This is a genomic window from Paraburkholderia sp. SSBN10T, from assembly GCF_056619545.1.
Genome location: NZ_JBWQQI010000006.1, coordinates 107,951 through 128,300, shown reverse-complemented (window position 1 = coordinate 128,300; position 20,350 = coordinate 107,951). Strand labels below are relative to the sequence as shown.

The following is a 20,350-nucleotide window of genomic DNA, read 5'->3' as shown; positions in this document are numbered from 1 at the left end:
TATCCTTAAGAAAACGCATCAGGAGCTCCAATGGATGCAAACGAGCCCGCGGGATTGCAGGTGAAGCTGGCCGACCTGATCGAGGCTATGCGCAAGCTTTGCATTGCGGCCCGGCCCCACGAACCCGGTACCGGCAGCGTCACTGATGCGCGCGGTGCGGCACTTGCCGTTCTCACGCCAGATGGAATGTTCCTGTCGGCGAGCCGTACCGCGGCGGCCCTCCTCGGCTACTCGACTGCCGAGCTGGTCGGCAAGCAACTCCTCGACATGGCGCCGGACAATTTTCACGCGTCGCTCGCGAGCGAATTGTCTGTCAGCACGCATCGCGAATTTCACTCCTTTGCTGCGGTAATCAGCGGCCGCACTGGCCACCCGACCCGGCTCACGTTGTACCAGCAGTCGGTCCCCAGCAACCAGACCGGGCGCCGCGCGTTGCTGACGCTCTTTGAGGAACCGCTGATTTCCGGGCCCGAACTTGCGGATGCCACACGTTTGCTCGATCCGAGCGCGCGAGACCGTCTGACGTACCTGACGATGGGTCAACAGAAAGAACGTCAACGCCTTGCAGCGGAACTGCACGATGGCCTCGGGCAAGCATTGACACTCGTCAAGCTGATGGCTGAGGACGCGCTGATGCGGATACGCCGCGGACAGGTCGACGACGCGGCCCAGTTGCTGGATGCAACCGTGCTCAGAATTCGCGAGACGATCGGCGACGTGAGGCAGATATGCGGCGAACTGCGCCCGCTGATGCTCGATCAGCTCGGCCTGCCCGCCGCGTTGAGTTCGCTATGCCGGCGTATCGAGCGCGGCGCCGAAAACGTCTCAATTGTGTTCAACTGCGACGTCGGCGACGAGGACGTGCCGGAGCATCTGAAGGCCGACATATTCAGGCTCGCTCAGGAAGCGCTGAACAACACCATCAAACATGCCGCAGCCACGGAAGTCACGCTCGGGTTCCGGCGTATTGCGGGCGGCCTGCTGATGACGATTCAGGACAACGGCATCGGCTACGAAAACCGTCCTCTGTCGACAGAAGACGCCTGCACAACCGGGCTTGGCCTCATCGGCATGCAACACCGGGTGGAGTCGCACGGCGGCACGTTTTCAATCCAGTCGTTCGGTACCAGCGGAACGCTGGTCTCGGCGGCATGGACCGCCTAGTGCAATTTCCGTTGGCGCTCAGCGCGCCCCGCCCAGCCCGTACTTGGGCAACCCCATGTCTTCAGGCGATTCCGGTGGTAGATCCGGGGCGGCCGGCAAGCCGACAGGCGTGTCGTCAACGTTCGGCTCAGAGCACTTCTCGGCCAGAGAAGTCAGCAAGCCCATGCTGATGGCGACGAGAACCAGTTCCGTCAGGTTGGCGATATTGAGCTTGTGCATCATGCTGGCGCGGTACTTCTCGATCGTCTTCGGGCTGAGATTCAGGTACTGCCCTACTTGCCGGTTGGTACGCCCTTCGGCAATCAGTTTCAGCACACTGCGCTCCCGCGCCGTCAGGACGTCCCACGCCTTCTTTGGCGCGTGCGCTTCGTGCCCTGTGACGAACGAGTCGACCATATACCCGTACACATCGGCGCTCAGATGTTTCTTCCCCTGCATGACCATACGCATGGCGACCAGCAGCTCATCGAACGAGACGTCTTTCAGCACGTAACCCTCGACGCCGGCGCGCAGCGCTTCACGCACATACTCTTCGCTCTGGTGAACCGTGAGCACCACGATTCGCACGTGCGGCGAGCGGCGTTTGATCGCCGCACTGGCATCGATGCCGTTCATGCCTCGCATCGACAGATCCATCAGCATCAGATCGGGATTCAGCGTCATCGCCATTTGACAGGCTTCCTTGCCGTCCCTCGCTTCACCGACGACCTGATAGTCCCCTTGCGCCGAAAGCATCGAGCGCAGACCGTTGCGCAGCAGATCGTGGTCTTCGACGATTACGACACGGTAGTTGGTATTCATTTTTTCCCCCGGCAGCCATGAACCGGTCGTGACAACGTGGTACAGCCACTAGACAGTGCCCACCGCATGTCTCGTCTTTCCCTTGCAACTCATACTTTCGAATTCCTAATCTTCTGTTTCATTTGCGAGGCAGCCATGCTGCACGCCTCTCCGCGCTGCAAGGTTCGCGCCATGTCTCCGCAAGCCAGCATTGATCAGCATGCGCAATTCATACGACGTTTGAAACGATCGCAGTTAGCCAGGGTTATGTTTCAAATTTGAACGGATTTTCCGGGGACTGGAGATTGGTAGCAATACTGATAGAGAAAATATTGCACATTGAATCGACCGTTCAAGCAGAGCTTGCCAACCATCGATCCGAATCAGAAATATTCCGCCCCGACGACTATCCCAGGTCAAAACGCATCCGATAGCCGGCGTTTACCGCTCATTACGGATGTAACGATTCTGCACAGCCCGCCGATGCGCCTGTCGTGTGTCTCAAAGTGTAGGGAGGTGCCCCATTGCAGATGTGCTTTTCCCCACACCACAATTGAGATGCGGGAGAACACGACCATGCACCATAGCCCTTCATCCGGACCGGTAAACGCGATCCTCATCGCATGCGCGGTGCTTGGCGTGGCGTCATCGGGTGTGGCGCGCGCAGAGATTTTTGGAGCGGTGGAGAGTAACGGTGCGATCGTCCTGACCAACGAACCCGGCAAGGCCGGACTGGCCGTCATCGTTGCCGGCGATCCGCCTCCGGAACGCGATGCGAAGCGTGCACAGGCCCCGTCATCCGAAAGCGGCGACGCGTCGCGCTTCGCGGATGTGATCGACGAAGCAAGCCGCACCTTTCGCGTTCAGCCCGAACTGCTGCGCGCAGTGATCGACGTCGAATCCCGATTCAACCCGAAAGCGGTTTCAGACAAAGGTGCGCTCGGCCTGATGCAAGTCATGCCGGAGACCGCACGTCGTTTTGCCGGTGGAGACATGCTCAATCCGCGCGACAACGTGCTGACCGGGGCACGGTATCTGCGCTTCCTACTCGATCTTTTCAAGGACGATGTCGAACTCACCGTGGCCGCGTATAACGCTGGGGAAAATGCCGTGATCAGGGCCGGCTATCGAGTACCCTCTCTGCCGGAAACGCGCCTTTACGTGCCACGGGTTTTGGCGCGCTATCGGCGCATGCTCGCAGCCGGCTAAGGCTGCGGACTCCCGCGGCAAGCCGGCACTCGTGCCAACGACATCTGGACGTGACCGGCCGCCGGCCTGGTCGTACTGTTGCCGAATGCGGGAACGGACTACGGAAATGCGGGAATGGTCGGCTCCGTTCCCCGGATCTCGGCCTCCGCGTGATGAAGCTTGATCATCTCTTCAATTTCCTCGACGCGATCCTTCGGAACGTCGATCATCATCAGCAGTTCACCCTGCTCGATCGCCTCTTCGAAGCGTTTCAGCCGCGTATTCGGTACATCGACACCGATCATCGTCGCGGTCCACGCGCCAAACCCGGCGCCCGCAAGCGTAAGCGCAACGACAACGCCGCCCGCAATGGTCAGGCCCGCGGGCGGATAAGCCAGCGCAACCAGGCCCGTCAACATTCCGGTCGCGCAACCCGCCGCCGTCCCTCGCGTCAGCGCGTGCAGCAAGTCGCTGCTCTGTGCAAGCGTGGCGGCCGGCAAATCGTCGAGCCGTACATTATGGTTGGCAATCACATGGATGTGCCGCCAGTCGACTCGCCTCAACAGAAGCTCGTCGACAATCGTCCGCGCACATTGCGTGCTCGGCAGCAAAAAGTATATGCGTCTCATGGCCGCCTCTCTGACCGTAGATCGGGATCCATCCAGATCCCGCCTCTATATTCTCGTGCGCAGCGGCGGCGGGATAAAGTAGGAATACCCGCAGAAAGGAATGGGTAGAGACCCGCAGGGGGTATCGTTCGTCGAACCATGCTCCGCCATGCCGGAGCCTCGGGCGAAGAGCGCGAGCGCTCCGACATTCCCTTTAAAGTCGACCGTAGCTATGCAGCCCCGACAGGAACATATTGACGCCGAGGAACGCGAAGGTCGTCACCAGCAGGCCGGTCACCGCCCACCATGCCGCCACCGCGCCGCGCAGGCCCTTCATCAGGCGCATATGCAGCCAGGCCGCGTAGTTCAGCCACACGATCAGCGCCCACGTTTCCTTCGGGTCCCAGCTCCAGTAACCGCCCCACGCTTGTGCGGCCCACAGCGCGCCGAGAATCGTTGCGATCGTGAAGAACGCGAAGCCGACGGCGATCGACTTGTACATCAGGTCGTCGAGCACATCGAGCGGCGGCAGGCGGTCTGCCAGCACGCCGCGCGCCTTTCCCAGATACGCGAGCGCGACCATTGCCGACAGCGCAAAACTGCCGTAGCCGATGAAGTTGGCCGGCACGTGGATCTTCATCCACCAGCTCTGCAGCGCCGGCACGAGCGGCTGGATCTGCTGGGCGTCGCGCGCTACCGAGTACCACATCAGGAAGCCAACTGCCGCGCTGATAACCAGCAGCACAAATGCACCGAGCGCACGCGTGTCGTAGTACTGCTCGTAATACAGATAGAACAGCGCCGTAATCAGGCTGAACAGCACGAACACTTCATACAGGTTCGAGATGGGGATATGACCGACGTCAGCGCCGATCAGGTACGACTCGTACCAGCGCACCATCAGACCGACAAAGCCCATCACCACCGCCGCCCACGTCATTGTCGAACCGATCGCAGCGCCGCTCGGCGAACGCGACAGCAGGCCGATCCAGTAGAAGACGGTGGCGAAGACGAACAGCGCGCTCATCCACAGAATCGCAGACTGGCTCGACAGGAAGTATTTGAGGAAGAACGCGTTATCCGCGCGCGTCAGATCGCCGTGATAGATCTGGATCGCCAGCAGCGACAGCGCGGCGATGCCCATCATCAGCGGACGCACCGGCTTCCAGCGCCAGCCCAGCACGACGAACACCGGTACTGCGCAGCACAGCACCAGTTTGTCGTAGCCGTTCATGAACGGGTGATAGCGCGACAGCGCGAACCCCGCGCCCGCAACCATCACGACGGCGAACAGCCAGTCGACAATGCCGAGGCGTTTCAGGAAGGGACGCTCGTCGAGCGAAGTCACCGTTGGACCCGCGGTCATCGAGACATCCCACTTGAGCACAGGCGCCGGGTTCCGCGCACGGGCATCAGGGGACCATCGTGTCAGGTTCATGGTCCTCTCCGTTGTGCGGATCGCATCGACAGGACGCCGTCCGCATGCAATCGACCGACTTCCAGGCTCGCATTGAGCATCGCATCGTTCGACGTCTGCATCCCAGGGCGCGGTCCTTTAGTGCCGCTTCCCCGTCCCACGCATCCGCCACCGGAGGTGACCGGGAGAACCCTTGCTGCGATGAGCGCCCGCTTGCCGATTCGCTCCGTGAGTTTGCATTGCAGATTGAAAAAAAAGCGCCCGCCAGGGGGAGACGGAGCGCAAACTGTTCGCCACTTCGCGACTGATGCCCCCAAGCGGGGCAATCTCAGCAACGACGCAGACGTTCTTGCAGGCACCGTTGTCGCGCAACGGTTCATCCGCGCAGCACAGACCAGCTGGGCGGCCTGGAATCTGAATCGCCAGGCCCGCGGGCGTGGCGACAGGCAAGGCAGCGTGCTCATTGATCGACCGGCGGGCTGGCCGCTGCCTCGGTCTCTGGCGGAAACGCTTCCACGAAGGCCGCCACGGCGCGCATATCCTGCTCCGACATATTGCCGCAGACCGCCTTCATGACCTCTCCGCGCGGTCGCTGATCGACGTCGTGCTGGAAAACCAATAGCTGCTTGATGATGTAGTCCGCGTGTTGACCGGCGAGCCGCGGAAACTGATTCATTCCCTCGCCACGCTGGCCGTGACACGAAACGCATGCCGCAACGCCCTTGTCCGGCAACCCGGACACATAAATCGCTTTCCCTTCGCGAATCAGCGATTGATCGCCGGGTTCACCCATAACCGGTTGCTGACTGGAAAAAAACGCGGCAAGTTCGTCGATTTGCGCCTCGCTCAGGTGCGTAAAGCCCCACATAAAGCGCCTGGCGTTCGGGTCTGATCGGGCGTGCGACTTGAAGTCCGTCAATTGAGCAACAAGGTATTCCCGTGGTTGCCCCGCCAGTTTGGGAAAGGTGGGCGACACCGAAACGCCTTTCGCACCGTGACAGTTCGAGCAAACTTGCAGAGCGATTGTCTTTCCGGGGACAGCCGGATTGTCGATCGCCCGGGTCCGTTCCAGATCGTTACAGGCCGACCCGGCGAGCAACATCCCGAGGGAAATGAATTGCGCGACTTTGTTCATGTCGAGAACCTCCAGACCACACCCTTTACCGCCTTTAACCGGCTTCGCTCCACGGCCAGGCGCAGCCCGAAATAAACGTCACCAATACGCTGCCCATAGATAGACAAACAGCGTGTCGTTGTCTCTTGCGTTGCGCCCGTTGCCGTCGTAGTTGGTCGTCGCGCCCAGGTATTTGGTGAAATGGGTGTACTGCACGCCAACGCGAACGTTTTGCACAGGAATCCAGAATAACTCCGGCATCCAGCCTTGCGTGTTAGGAGTGAAATTCGCGCTGCTGGCGTAAGCCGCACTATCGGCGCTACCCGTCGTATTGAAGAACGAAAGACTGATACCGTACCTGGACTGATAGACGTACGAAGCCTTGAGTCGCAGCGTATTCAGATTGGCCGACGTGTTATCGGCAAGAACCAGATTATTCGGATCGTGAATATTCTCCCGAACATAGCGCGCCTGTGCGGTAATCGTATGCGGCTCCAGCAGGTACTCGTACTGCGCGTCCACGCCGTAATCGCGATAGCGCGTCAGGCCTTGCCCGAATACGGGGAAAGCGTTTATATCGTTGGGATAGACGTTAACATTCAGGCCGAACGCGCCGAGCATGACGCTATGCGGCCCCCAGTCGCGAGTCAGGGCAATGCGCGCGTAGGGGTTGTAGCCTTGCAGATAGATCTGCGGGTGGGCCGTGTCGCCGGGCTTGTTGCCATGACTCAGGAATGACCAGATGCCGTCGGCCGTGCTATACGCGGTCAGTTCGGCATAGACCGTCTTGTTCCAGTACAGGTAGCCACCCAGGCCTACGACCTGCTGGGCCAATGCGCCCTCTATGATGGGCAGGTTGTGGATGCGTGCAACCGGGCTGATCGTGGAGGAAATGTAGGGATAGCTCCATGCCGGCGCGCTGTTCCAGACGTCCTGCACGGTCGGGTTGTTATGGAGTGTCATGCCGAGAATGAGGTCGTTGGCATCTCCCATGATCCTGTCCACGAAACGGAAGTCGGTGTTGTCCGAGGTCCAATGCCCCTGCCATTTGCCGTTGCCGTCCTGGTGGTCGTAGTTCGAGTACGTAAACTGGGTAAACGCGCCGATCTTGTCGGTTATTTTCCCTGCGAGGAAAATACTGGCCGCATCGAAAATCGGCAGGCCATCTTTGGGATTGATAGGCATCCCGTTGGAGTCGAGGTTGTACCTTGTCTTGCTCAAATCGGCCGATGCCATCGCGGCGAGCGGAATCGTGCGCTCACCGAGGGTATAGCCGTTTAACTTGAACATGCGTCCATACGGCGTGAGTTCGGGAAACTGGCCGCCGGCATGGCACGCCACGCAGCTTTGTCCCGTCTGACGGGCGAATATCGGCAGAGCGTGTGCGGCAGACGCATGGAACAGACAAAGCGCCACGACGAGCGTCGTCCAACCACAGTAAAGCATCCTATAAAATGCAGGAATACTGATAATAGTCCTTGCCATGGCTATATCTCCCTGCGCCGTGCTTCACACATTGACCCACTGCGGCAAAAATCAACGACTGCGTTGCTGTGTCGCGCCTGACGGTAACAAGCGAAACGAGAACAAGGTCTTGTGATTGCGGTGACCCTTGCCGATCAGGCATTTGTGCGTTTCGCCACGTTTCCATTGTGCAAACTGGCGACGGGAAACGACATGGGTCAAGGTCCTATTCTTGCGGTAGGGGAGACGCTCGACACCGCGGGCGATAACGTCTCGTGAGTTTTGGCACGCTGCTGCGCGCCTCGTTTCACGTCACCGTCGCGTCATCGTCACGGCACCATCCAGTCCCCATCGGCAACGAGCCTGACTCGATCCGGCTCGGCAAAGCGGACGATATAACCACCTTTGGAGGCGAAGCGCTGCCCCGGCGCCAGTGTCAGGCGCGGGTAGTAACCAGTCAGGATGCGCCGTTCAAGCATGTCCTGAATGCGCTCTATCAGGTAATCCCGCTCGAACGCATCGACCATATGGCTGAGCGTCTCCGCCAGCAGGCCGCACGCGAGATAGGTGTCAGCCTGGACCTGCGGCGCGACCATCGGAATCTTGCGGATCGAGAACCAGCCGAACGCATAGTCGACACGGACACGCCGTCCGTCCGGCAAGTCGAATGGATACGCGAGGCGCGTGACGCCGCGCCAGCCCGGCGACAACGGTATGCTGTCGAGCCCGCCCAGCAACCCCGACGCGAACACCGTGTCCGACGGCGGTGACAAGCGCCCGAGCGCCGCGATGTCGGGCGGACGCAGCCAGAGCACCAGCACGTCCCCGCGCGCAATTCCGTGCAGGGATTGCGCGACGCTGGCGTCTCGCGCAAGCGCACGGCTCGACACCGCGATGCCATGGCCCTTCAACGCGGCGGCAAGCGCCTCTGCGCCCCGCTCGCCGTTGTCGCCCGTGCGATAGACCTGCCAGACCGTTCTCTTCGTTTGCATGGGCCTGGCACTGGCTTCATCGAGAATCCGCCTGGCGAGCAGCGCCGCCTCGAGCAGTATGCCCTTCGAGAAATACACCGAATAGAAATCCTGATCGGTTTCGACCGGCACTTCCACGTTGGGAAAGAGACACGGCACGGCCTCCTGCTCGCAGAACTCGTGGACCGGCGCCCAGTTCTTGCCACCGAGTCCGGACAGCACCGCAAACACCGGCTGCTCCACCAGAAGTCGCTTCAACTGTTCATGCCACGTCGACGGCGGGCCGCTCAGCTCCCACACATGCAGTTCCCAGCGGCGATTGACCATGAACATCATCTTGCGCGATGAGCGCAGCGGCGGCGTTGCGCCGAGCGGAAAGATGTTCTTGTCATCAAAGTACTGTTTGAGCACATCGAGCATGCCGCGCCGTTTCACCGGGTCTGCATCGGGTGTAATGATCGTCGCGAAGTGCAGCACCGTATCCGTCACACCTGGTGACCTGCGTCGATCGAGGCGTTTCAGATAGCCGAGCAGCGCCGCCATGTCGATGTCGTTCAGCGCGTACTGCGGCATCAGATTGCTGAGCGGTTTGCCCTCCGAATCGAGCCCCTCGCGGATCGCTCTTGCGATCGTCTCATCGGTATAGGGTTCGCGATCGGTGCGCATGCTGGGAACATACGGCAGGTCGAATTCTTCGGGACTCTCTACGCGAGGATGCACCAGATACCGGTCGGTGATCGGCGGGATGCTGCTATTCCCTTCCCTTGAGCCAAGGCCGCTGCGCCGATGGCAATTCATGCAGGCCGCCGCGGCGCCTCGCAGGTTCACGCCACCGTCGTGCGTCGCCTCGAGCGGTTCGCCCGAACCCAGCACGCCATTCTGGAAGATCGCTTCCCCCGTGGTCGCGGCCGTCACCGGCGGCGTCGACGAAGCAGCGTGCGCCCTGCCCAGCGGGACCATCAACGCGGCGAGCAATACACATTGGACGAGCGCGAGCGCCGCGAGCGCTCGTCCCCGCGCGACGGCTCCGCGGCTGACCCGGGCGCAGTCCATGATGGCTAAGGGCCTGGCCGGCTCAAGGCGGGCGGCGCCGGCGGCGACACCTCGGCATTCACCGACACTGAATTTCGCCGGATCTGCGAGGCCGGCCTCGTGAACATCGCTTCATCAAGCGGCGGATTGAGCGACACCTTCTCGATCGTCAGCTTGTCGCTCTTGCCGGCGGCCGCCACGCCGCTTTCGATCACGAACGGTATCTGCAAACCGTCGACGCTCCGGTAGTCGCCGTACTTCACCTGCACGGTGACCGGCCCGCGAGGCCCCCGCGCTTCCCGGTCGTATTGGACGTCGAGAAAGCTCTGCGCGTCGACCCACACATGACGGCTCACGCCGGAAGGCAACCTCACGCCGAGGCGATAAGCATCATGTCCGTCGACCTTGTCGATTCCGTCGAGCGTGACGTCGATACCCTTCGCATGATGGTCGATCAGCAATCCGTCGATGACCTGTTCGTCATGCGCGGACCTCAGCTCGTCCATGGTGTACGGCCGCGCTTCCCCACTGCCCGTGGCGTTCGGGCTCACCTTCCAGCCCTGTTTGCCGTCGAATACCCGGACCGCCCGGCGGTTGAGTACGGTGATCTCGAAGCGCGTCTTGTTCGGACGTTTCAGCGCGAGGGCAAACGGCAATTGCTCTGCGGATGCATTCGCACTATCCACGTGCCCGACCCAGACCATCGTCTCGACCTTGCGCCATGCGTCGAGGCCGCCTCTCGCGGCAACGTTCTTCTCGACGATCTGGTCCGCACTCAGATCCTGCCCCTCCGGTATCTGTTCGCTCGCGTACACCGCCGCCGTCAGGCAGCCGATGAGCATCCACAATGCGATTCGTGTCATGGCAGCGGTCCTCGCACGGATATTGGCTAGTGGCTGGTGGCTGGTGCCTGCTGGTTCGGCACTTTGACCACGGCCAGTTGAGGTTTTGCGAACAGCGTGTCGTCCGTCGGCGGATTCACCGTGACATGGTCGATCGTCAGCTTGTGCGACGGCTTGACCCCGCTGACGACGGTCTCCAGCGTGTGCGGCATGACGAGCCCGTTTTCTTTCTTGTAATCGCGATAGAAGATCGCGACGTCGTGCATCCGCCCATCGAGCTTGCGTGGTTCGCCGTCGATCTTCAGTTCGAGAAAACTGCTTGCGTCGATCCAGATACGGCGCGACGTATTGTCTTTCTCCGTCAGCTTCAGGACGTACGCGCGATGCCCTTCCACGGATTCCATACCCAGAGCATCCACCCGTGAGCCCTTGCTCGCATAGTCGATCAGCGGCCCTTCCAAGTCAGCCGACGCCGCAGCCGATCTGGCTTCTGCAGGAGTATACGGTTCGACTTCGTTGCGTCCAAGGAAGGGCCGGACCTTCCAGCCCTGCGCGCCGTCGTAGACCTGAAACGCCGTCTGCTCATTGAAGCGAACCTCGAAGCGGCTCTTGTTCGGCCGCTTCATCATCATCGTGAACGGCAGCCTGGTGTTCTTTGTGCCGCCGGCTTCGATCTGCCCCGACATCGTCATCGTATTGACCGCGTGCCACGCCTGAAGCCCGCCGCGCGCCGAGACGTTCCGCTCGACGATCTGCGCCGCGCCCAGATGGCTCGCCGCCGCGGCTTGCGCCGTTCCTGCAGCCGAGGCTGCGTATGCGACCGGGCCGGATGCCAGAACACCGGCCACCGAGGCCGCCGAAATCGCTTTCAAAAGAAATCCAGACATGAGTCACCTCCCCCATTTGTGTTGCAAATCGCCGTCACGCGATCATTCGACAATCAGTCCGTCGACATGAAGCGAACCGATGAATACGTCGACACGCTCGCCGGCCTTGATCGGACCGCCCTTGTTGGAAAACACCATCCAGTATTCCTGCCCGGCCTGCAGAGGACCGGTCTGGCGCAACGGCCCGACCTTGTCCATCACCGGAATCTCGAGCAGCGCGTGACTCGTGTGCCCGTACAGATAGGCGGTCGCGGTCTTCTCGCCAAGCAGGTGCGCCGCCACCGGATCCGTCACACGATAGCTGAAGCGAATCAGATTGCCCGATGCCGTGCTGCGCACGCTCAGGTTGTCGATGCCCTTCATCAACCCGTAGTAGTTCTTCGCGTGCTGCGACACGCTCACCGGCAAATACGGCGAGTGCCTGGGCGTGAGCGCCCCCGGCGTGCTCTGCTGGGCCGCGACCCCTTGCACCAGGGTCGCGGCCAGGCACACGCTGCTCGTGAGCAGCACCGCCGGCTTTGTCGAGGGGAACCGAAGTTTCATGACAGCCCCCTCACCGTACGACCGCAGGCTGCGCCTGCGCCGGGATCAGCGCCGGCGGCGGCGTCACGACGGGCAGCTTCGGCGCCACTGCCTGGAACAGGCCGAACAGACCGCCTGCCGACGGGCTGCCCAATGCGAGCGGATCGATCGGCGGCGGGGTGCCGCCCAGCAAGCCCGGCTGCACGACCTCGACCGCGCCGATGTCGTATCCGGCACCCTGCGGCCGCGCTGTGCCGAAGATGTCATGATTCGGCGCACCGGCTGACGTGCCGTGATTGACTGCCGGCGAAGCAGCCGTGATCGAGTAGTTGCCCAGCACCACGTTGTAGCCAGTCATGCCCGACGTGAGCGCTTCGTTGAACAGCGACAGCGGACCGTACGTCATGTTGATCCAGTTGTTGCCTTCATCCGGCGTTGCCGACGGCAGCAGGCTGAACAGCGGGTTCGGAAGCACCGTATCCGAGATGCCCGGGGGCACCGCGATGCCGATTCCACCCGCTTCCGGCGGCACACGCGCACCGTTGCAGTACTGGTGCACCACCCCCGGATTCATACCGCTGTTGTTCGCCCCCGGGTAGTCGCCGGCATCGGTCAGGATCGAGTACTTCGGGCTCATCGTCAAAGCTGGCTGACGGTTGCTGGCCGAGGTGTCGCCGAACGCGCCGATGTCCCAATAGACCGCGGTCGGATCGCAATAGCCCGTCGTCTTGCCTGCCTGATTCAGAGTCGGATTCAATGTGACCGCGTTCTGCAGGCCCGCGATGTTCGGATCCTTTCCTCCCACAGTGATATGGAACGTGCGGTTCTGCCAGAACACGTCATTGGTCAGCACCGGGTTCGAGAACTTCGTGCAGTTGGGCAACCCGGCCGGACACGCCACATTCGGATTGGTGAACGCGACGATGAAGTTCGCCGTATGAGCCGCGGTCTCCAGTCCAGCCGGCTCGAACACCGACGTCGTGATCGGCGGGCACGTCGTTTCCGCCCCCACCGTCGTGCAGTTCGGCGGCCCGACGTTGGCCTGGGTGGCCGCCGACGTGTTGAACAGCACGCCCGCGGATGCCGTCGAGTCGTTGGAGACAACCGTGTTGTTGATGAATTTCACGGCCACCGCATCCTGCATCGACACACCGCCTCCCGCCCAACCCGCTACGTTGTTCGCGATGATGTTGTTGGTCACCAGAACCCCGTACCACGCGTGCGGATTGCTGGGGCTGCGCTGCACCTCGGTGCCGTTGACGTTCTGCAGCCGCAGGCCGCCGCCCTTGCCGCTTTCCGCCGTGTTGCCGACAATCAGATTGCCGTCGATCGTGAGGCCCGGGCCGACGCCATCCGAAAGCTCAGGCGCGCAATCGACATCCACCGTCGAGTTCTCGCAGAACGTGCCGTCAGGCGGTACGCCCTGGGCGATGATGCCGCCACCGTACGTCGGCAGCGTCGGGTTGTTGCTCTGGTTGAACAACACCCAGTTGTGCGAGATGTCGCCGTTATAGCTGAACCCGAAGTGCGCGACCCCGCCGCCGTCGCCGGCACTGATGTTGCCGCAGACCCAGTTGTAGTTGAAGTGATAGTAGTCGGCACCGGTGCAGAAGGTCACGCCGCCCGCCGACGAAGGCGTATTCGAGTTGATTTCGTCGCCATACGAAGCATTCGACGTCACTGCGTTGTTGTGAACGTTCACATGCTGGTTGAGCAGGAACGGCAACTCCGTCACGCCGTCCGCGGCGATAGTCGCTTCGGCGGTTTCGACCTGGCCTACCGTGATGCCGCCTGTCAGCGTCCCTGCGTTGGCGAAGACGCGGTTGTTCGAGACCTCCGTGTAATGGTTCCAGCCGTGCAGATAGATCCCGCCGCCGCCTTGCGAGCTGTTGGTGAAGGTCATGCCGTCGATACGCGACGGATTGCACAGGAAGTTGCTCGGGTAGTTCACGCAATCCGGCGGGTTCGGCTGCAGCAGGGTCGGCCCCGTGAGCGGCGTGCAAATGCCGTTCGCGGTGCAGTTCGGGTCGGCTTGCGGCACGCCGTTCACCGTCACGTCCTTCACGCCCTTGGCGAGCACCGTAATGGCCGCGCCTTCATACGCGCCCATCAGCGACGGCTCGATCAGCAGTTCAGCGAGGTTGCCGTTGAGGTTGAAATCCCATCCGGAGGCGGGTTCGAACGGTATCGTATCCACCTTGCGCTGCATCGCGGCCGGACAGGAATACGTGCCGGTCGGATCGTACGGATTGCTAGCCGAAAGCACGCCGCCGTTCAATGCGTCGCCGAACAGACAGCCCACCTGCCTGCGCCACGGGTCGAGCTTGCCCGATGGGTGGGGGTTCGCGTTGACGGTCACCGCCGTTGCACCGACACCTTGCAGCCGGACCGGTTTCCACATCAGCAGCATTTCGTTATAGACGCCCGGACCGACGACGATCATGTCGCCCGGAGTCGCGGTGTCGATCGCGGTCTGGATCGCGTTGCTCGTGGCGTTCTCGCCGCTCACATAGGTTGGCGTCTTGCCGCCGACCGTGACCGTGACCGTGTCGATCGAGCGTTTGCCGTTGGCCGCCGTGATGACGAGCTCACCGCAGAACGCGGGATTCGACACGCCGCGCTGCTGGATCGTGCAGCTCGACTGCGTGGCGAGCTGGACCGGCACCTGGACCTTGATCTGCGTATCGCTCCATGACTGCACGATGGCAGGCGCGCCGCCGATCGTGACGTTCTTGCACGGGACGGGGAGGCCCAGCACGTTGCATGCCGAAGGTTCGCTGCCAAAGCCATAGTGGCGCGTGAGGAACTTCTGGTTGAACGGCGCCGTGGTCGCAGCCGGACCCGTGTAGGCATGGTTCGGCACCTGCTGGTCGCCCTGAGCGTTGATGGTCAGCGTGTGGCCGAACGTGCTCACCCACGGTCCCGCGCCGCCGCCGATCGCATCGCCCGTTACGCTGGAGATCGCCGGCGTGGCATCCGGGTACGCGCAGTCCGGCTGGTTGTAGCCCTCCGCGAAGGCCGAGACCGGCACCACTGGCGTATCCATGTACTGGGTCTGTCCAGGCATGAACGGAATCTCGTAACAGAACTGGCTGTACGCCGGGTTGAAGAGCGGGTCGGTAATCATCTGGCCGTACGTCTTCGAGGTCGAATTCGTATCCAGCACCGGCCCTGGATCGTTCATGCAGGCGACCATCATCGTCGGTGCATAGCCGGTCGGGTTCGGCGGGTTGACCTGCCAGGTCGAATAGTTCAAGCCGTTGAAGATGCCCCACTGATCGGAGTACGTGCGAGCGACTTCGTTGCCGGAAAAATCCTTCATCGAGACCGGCACGTTCGGTACAGCGAACTTTTCACCGAATTGCGGCGAATACGGATCGAACTCCGATGAGAAGTCGTCCAGCATGAAGCCGGTGTAGTGCGCGGCCACGTGCGTCGAACTGAAGATCCAGAACTTCGCCAACGCCGTCATCTGGGGCGATACCGTCACTTCCTTGCGGTCGCACAGGTGCCGCGAGGCGCCCGCGAACGGGGCCACTTCCTGCACTTCCGGGAAAATGCTCATGTAGTCAGGCACGATGCGCAATTCACCGACGCAAGGCCAGAACTCTTCGATGCTGCCCGTGTCGCCCTCGTTCCGCGGATACGTAGTCGAGCCGAGATTCGTGGTCGCATTCTGCGCATTGTTCCGGTTATAGGTGGCGTTCACCGCAGCCTGGTCGGGCAGGATGAAGATGGCGCCGATGCCGGCGAACTGCTGCGTGACTGGCGCAATGTAGTTGTCGCCGATCAGGATGTTCTTGTCTTCCTCCTTCACGAGTTCATAGCCGGGCGGCACGATCACTTCGACCACATACTTGCCGGCAGGCAGCATCTGCGTACCGTCGCCCGAAGGATTCGCCACACAGATCGTGCAGTTCGTCGCGGTCGGCTTGCCGGTCGTCGTATTGCGACCCGTTACGCTGGGGAATCGGTACATCCCGTCGTACGGCGCGGGCTGTAACTGGTTGAACGCGTGCATGCCGTCGTAGCACTTGAACTGCGAATGCGCCGGCAACGCGCGTTTCTGCGCGTCGAGCCACTGGGGCGTGTCTTTCAACGTGAAGAAGAACGGGTCGGTCGTCTCCTGTCCCGGACAGTTCATGTTCGGCACGCCGTCGGAGCGGAAGCCCTGCGCCCAGTCGTCCCAGCTCGCGGTTTTGGTCGTGTCCACCAGCGTCAGGCTGGTGGTGCCGTCGGCAGCGGTGCCCTCCTGATACAGGTTCACCGTGACGTTCGGCACGTCGGGCGTCCACTTCGTGTGGACCAGCAGCGTCGGATCGTCGAACGGCCGCGTCGATGCATAGATGACTTCGCCGCGGATACCGCCGTTTTCATTCGCGCCAAACGGCGTCTTGCCGAACTCGATAAAGGAGCTCTGTCCCGAGAAGCCTTGCCAACCCATCGTGGTGACCCACGGCGGATCGACTCTGCCGGTCGAGGGCGCCGTACCCGAGCGGTCCTTGCAGTCCGCATCGTTGCAGTACACCGCCCCCGGCACCCGCAGGTTGGTCGGCAGGTGCGCCGTCGCGGATTCCAGCGTGTTGGCGTAGTTAGCTGCAATGGTCGAGTTGCCGCCTCCAGGCGTGCCGTCAGGCGGACCACCCGAGTCATAGACCACGTGTACGCCCGTCTGCTTGAAGCGGGTCTCGTCGGTATCGACGACGTACCAGTTAAATAGCGGGAACACTTCGTTGAAGGTCGCGTAGCCGTTGCCGTCGGTAATATTGAAGTTCGAATAGCTGCCGTCGCGGAAGCGGATATTGGTTGGAAGCTGCGGCAGCCCTGGGGAATTCGCCTGCGAGACGCCCGAGCCGGTCGTGTCGATAAAGCTCCTGGTGTAGAGATTGGTTTGCCATTGAAGCACCGACAGATCTCCGACATCCGTGGTTTGGCCGTTCGCCAGTTGAACCGCCGTCGCCAGCCCATCCATGATCTGATCGTTCCATTGATCGAAGATCGTGATTCTGTAGGTGCCCGAAGGCAGGCCGGTGAAGCTGAAGGTCCCGTCGGCATTGCACTTCGTGAAGGCGATATCTTCGCCGTCCGGATCGCCGACACTGACGTAGCACTGCGTAAAACTCAGCGAGGTGCGCGAGCCGGCGCCGTAGAGGTTCTCGTTCGGCGGACGGCTGTAGTGCAGGTTCGTCACCCGGCCCTTGAGCCCGTTGTTGCACGTTATGCCGGCGCAGAAGACCGGCAGCCGGGCATTGATGATCTTCGGATTGGCAAAGCCGATCGAAACGTGGAAGCCTGCCGGCCCGAACTCCTGGAAGTACGCCGGGCCGCCGATCTTGACGAAAGCGTCATGGCCCTTCTCGCCGTCCAGCGTGTTCGTCTGCAGCCATTCCTCGCCCCTGCCGATTCTGTCGGCCGCCGGCGTCGCGACGATGCCGTAGCGGCCGGGCATCAGGTTGGCAATGATGGCCTGGCCGACGAGCGGCGAAATCGTCTTGCCGTCCGACTCGAATTTCGGACAGGTCGGAATCATGCCGACGAGGCCGTCAGTCGACGTCGAAATCGGGCACGCATTGAGTCCCGTGACCGGATCGATCGTCCCTTGCAATGAATTGGACAGCGGCATGTTGAACATGTCGTAACTCATCTGTCCAGTCGCGTCGCCGGTTTGGCCCGCGTCGTCCCAGAGCTTGATTTCGAATCCGCCGAGTCCCGGCTCACGGGCGGAACCGAACGTGTCGGTTCCGCCGCTGACGTCCACTTCTCCGTTAAGCGGGGCGTCGTCCTCGAAGACGAACACGGAAACCTTTGCTGTCGGGAACGGCGATTCAGTCACGAGTACGTTGACGGGGGGCCTCGCGGTCGATCCGCTCGGGACCGGCGGGATCGGCGCGCCGCTCATGGTGTGGCCGCACTTGCCCGTGCCCGGGGCGAAATCCGCGCCGCCGGGACCGGACGGGCAGTCCTTGGCGATATCGAACTGTCTCGTCGGCCCAGTGGGGTTCTTCGGATCGATGGGCACCGGATTGCCCCCGCCATTTCCGAAGGTGTTGCCCGCATCGCCTGGCAGGACTGAAATGTAGTAGTGCTTCGTCGGATCGAGCGCCACCTGGCTGGGGTCGACCGGCACCTGTTGCGCAGAAGTCGTGCGGCACACGCCGTTGCCGACGTCGCACACTGCCGGCAGGTGGGAGCCGCTCACCGGGTCGTACACCGTCTGTCCTGCCTCGCACGCGACCTTGCCGACACAGCCTGCCGCCACCACCGGCATGTAGCTGGTGTGGAAGTTTGCGCCGAGACTCGGAACCGGCAGCGGCGGGCACGTCGACGGACGCGTTGACGCGGTCGTCTGGCATGCAGGATCGATCTGGAACGTACGGTCTTCCTCGATGATCCAGCGATAGTCGGTCAGCTTGACGGGCGTTTTGCCCGGCAGTGTGCTCGGCGCGTCCAGCACGTTGACGGTGAGTCCGCTGCCGCCCTTGAACGTCACGGTCACGGTCGCGGCTGCGCTCGAGGTGTTCTGCGAGTTCATTGCCGTGTATTTGAACGTCACGTTGGCGGTCGCCGTGCTGCCCACCGGCGGCGTCGCGGGTATCGCGACGAACGATCCGTCAGGATTCAATGTGACGGTCCCGCCGGTTACAGCACCCGAGATCGCTGCGGTGAGCTGCAACCCCTTTGGATCTGAAGCATAGGACAGCACGCCGGGCGCGCCGACCTGCAGGCGCGAGGCGATGTTGCTCGTGTAACTGCCGTTGTTGGCCGTCGGCGCACCGGACAGGCAACCGTTGGCGGCGCTACAGGCCGACAGCGTGACCGTCGCAGAAACCGCGGGATTGCCGTTCGCCTGATACACGAAGCTGTCGGCTGTCGTGCCGGCATTCGGCACATAGACGAACGTGCCGTCCGGGTTCAGCGTGAGCGCGCCGCCGGTGGTCGTCGTCTTGACCTCGACGCCGTAGACATTGACGTCCTTGGCTTTCACGCCCTTGGCCGGGTCCGACACGGTCAGCGTGGTGCCCGGGATAAAGAAGTAGTTAGCGGCATTGGCAACCGCATTCTGATTGGCGGCTCCTGCCGTCGGCAGCGCGCCGCCATTGACCGCGATATAAGCCTGCATGCCGCCGTCGCGTTGATTGTTGGTCGACAGGCTCAGTTCGCGATCGAACACCGGCAGCGCCGTTGCGCCGGTCGCCGGCGCATTGACCATCACGTCATAGGTTTTGCCGGCCGCCAGAAACACTTCCGACTGAACGCGCGGACTGCCGGGCAGCACGTTGCCGTCTTCGGCGATCAGCGAGAAACCGGACACAGCAGGATTGCCGGTTTGTGTACCGACTATCGACGGAACGTGCATCCGCAAGCCGGCGTTCACGAAACGCACCAGCACCTGGCCCGTGGCAACAGGCGCGGTGGCGGCGAACGAAGACCCGCCGGGATTGGTCCGGTCGAAAGCGACGCCGTTGATCAGGTAGTAGCGCGGATCGTAGTTGACCGTCGGCGGATAGCAGGTGCCGAACGACGTCGACTTCGAATCGCCGCAACCGCCGGGCTGACCCGACCACGCTTTGGTTTCGCTAAAACCCGTCGTCGTCACCGCCGCTGCGACCGCGGTGTTTTGCAGCGGATCGATTTCGCTCAGCACGAGCGGCACGTCGGCGTCATAGCAGATAGCCGGATTCGTATAGGCCTGATACGCCTGCGATGCGACCGGGCAGCTCACGGTGCCGCCGACCGGAGCCTTCACCACCAGCACGCCGTAAAGCCCCATCGGCCCCTGGATCGACGGATGCGTTCCGGACTCGATCAGATAGGTGCCAGGGTTGAGGTTGCTCCAGGTGAGCGCCGTCGTCTTGCCTGTCGCCACCTCGGTCGCAAACGACTGGACACGCGGCGCTTGCGCGGGCGGCGTGAACGACGCGCCGGTCGCACTGGTGGCAATCGGCCAGGTGACCGCGGTTTGCGTCGGATGCGGCGGACTCGGCATCGTCGTCGCTGTCGTCCCCAGACCGCCGCCCAACTGCCCCACGATCACGAGCGAGGTCGGCACAGCGCCGGGCAGGCTATTGGTGAGGTTGATCGTCAGGGGCCCAGGCGGCACGGTGATCACCACCGGCGACCAGCTCGCCCCGGCTTGCGGGTTCGTCGCCGCACAGGTGGCGGGCGCCACAGCGGCGGCCGAGCAACTGTAGCCCCACATCGGCACCGCCTGTCCGTCGGGCAACGTAGCAGTGCTGGTCTTCGCTGTCAGATTGACGACTTGAGCGAAACATACGCCACTGGCCGTCAGCAGAATGGACGCCGCGACACCTGCCTTGAGCAAGTCGAAGAGCGTCGCCCTGAACTTGTTGGATCTCATCG

At 62.2% G+C, this 20,350-nt stretch carries 12 protein-coding genes; 2 read left to right on the top strand and 10 right to left on the bottom strand.

The genetic code is table 11. From position 1 onward, the window contains the following. Positions 1–30: 30 nt before the first annotated feature. The gene (locus AC1ECK_RS11475; protein WP_480319012.1) at positions 31–1,164 is read left to right on the top strand and encodes a PAS domain-containing sensor histidine kinase; all 1,134 of its coding nucleotides are present in this window, start codon (positions 31–33) and stop codon (positions 1,162–1,164) included. 18 nt (positions 1,165–1,182) lie between these two features. Here the strand turns inward: AC1ECK_RS11475 and AC1ECK_RS11470 are convergent, their stop codons facing one another. Beyond that, a complete protein-coding gene (locus AC1ECK_RS11470; protein WP_480319010.1) occupies positions 1,183–1,965 on the bottom strand; it encodes a response regulator in 783 nt (260 codons plus the stop codon). Positions 1,966–2,520: 555 nt separating this feature from the next. On the opposite strand from AC1ECK_RS11470, the gene AC1ECK_RS11465 reads away from it, so the two are divergent. Beyond that, entirely contained in the window at positions 2,521–3,153 is a 633-nt protein-coding gene (locus AC1ECK_RS11465) for a lytic transglycosylase domain-containing protein (protein WP_480319451.1), read from the top strand. A 98-nt stretch (positions 3,154–3,251) separates the two neighbouring features. Here AC1ECK_RS11465 and AC1ECK_RS11460 read toward each other — a convergent pair whose 3' ends face one another. The 9 genes from AC1ECK_RS11460 to AC1ECK_RS11420 all read right to left on the bottom strand — a co-directional run bounded on the left by AC1ECK_RS11460 (position 3,252) and on the right by AC1ECK_RS11420 (position 20,348). Next, a complete protein-coding gene (locus AC1ECK_RS11460; RefSeq protein WP_480319009.1) occupies positions 3,252–3,761 on the bottom strand; it encodes a DUF1269 domain-containing protein in 510 nt (169 codons plus the stop codon). Between the two features lie 193 nt (positions 3,762–3,954). After that, positions 3,955–5,178, bottom strand: coding sequence for a c-type cytochrome biogenesis protein CcsB (gene ccsB, locus AC1ECK_RS11455; protein ID WP_480319007.1), 1,224 nt, complete (start codon positions 5,176–5,178; stop codon positions 3,955–3,957). A 439-nt stretch (positions 5,179–5,617) separates the two neighbouring features. Further along, positions 5,618–6,292 carry a c-type cytochrome gene (locus AC1ECK_RS11450; protein WP_480319005.1) on the bottom strand — a complete coding sequence of 225 codons (675 nt, stop codon included), beginning with the start codon at positions 6,290–6,292 and terminating at the stop codon, positions 5,618–5,620. Between the two features lie 78 nt (positions 6,293–6,370). Then, positions 6,371–7,717, bottom strand: coding sequence for a cytochrome C (locus AC1ECK_RS11445; protein WP_480319003.1), 1,347 nt, complete (start codon positions 7,715–7,717; stop codon positions 6,371–6,373). Positions 7,718–8,064: 347 nt separating this feature from the next. After that, entirely contained in the window at positions 8,065–9,759 is a 1,695-nt protein-coding gene (locus tag AC1ECK_RS11440; protein ID WP_480319001.1) for a type 1 periplasmic-binding domain-containing protein, read from the bottom strand. 5 nt (positions 9,760–9,764) lie between these two features. Beyond that, positions 9,765–10,601, bottom strand: coding sequence for a LolA-like protein (locus AC1ECK_RS11435; protein ID WP_480318999.1), 837 nt, complete (start codon positions 10,599–10,601; stop codon positions 9,765–9,767). Positions 10,602–10,627: 26 nt separating this feature from the next. Continuing rightward, positions 10,628–11,467, bottom strand: a complete 840-nt coding sequence (locus tag AC1ECK_RS11430; protein ID WP_480318996.1) for a LolA-like protein — start codon at positions 11,465–11,467, stop codon at positions 10,628–10,630. Positions 11,468–11,509: 42 nt separating this feature from the next. Next, positions 11,510–12,010, bottom strand: a complete 501-nt coding sequence (locus AC1ECK_RS11425) for a hypothetical protein (protein WP_480318993.1) — start codon at positions 12,008–12,010, stop codon at positions 11,510–11,512. Positions 12,011–12,020: 10 nt separating this feature from the next. Beyond that, positions 12,021–20,348, bottom strand: coding sequence for a choice-of-anchor Q domain-containing protein (locus AC1ECK_RS11420; protein ID WP_480318991.1), 8,328 nt, complete (start codon positions 20,346–20,348; stop codon positions 12,021–12,023). Positions 20,349–20,350: the final 2 nt, after the last annotated feature.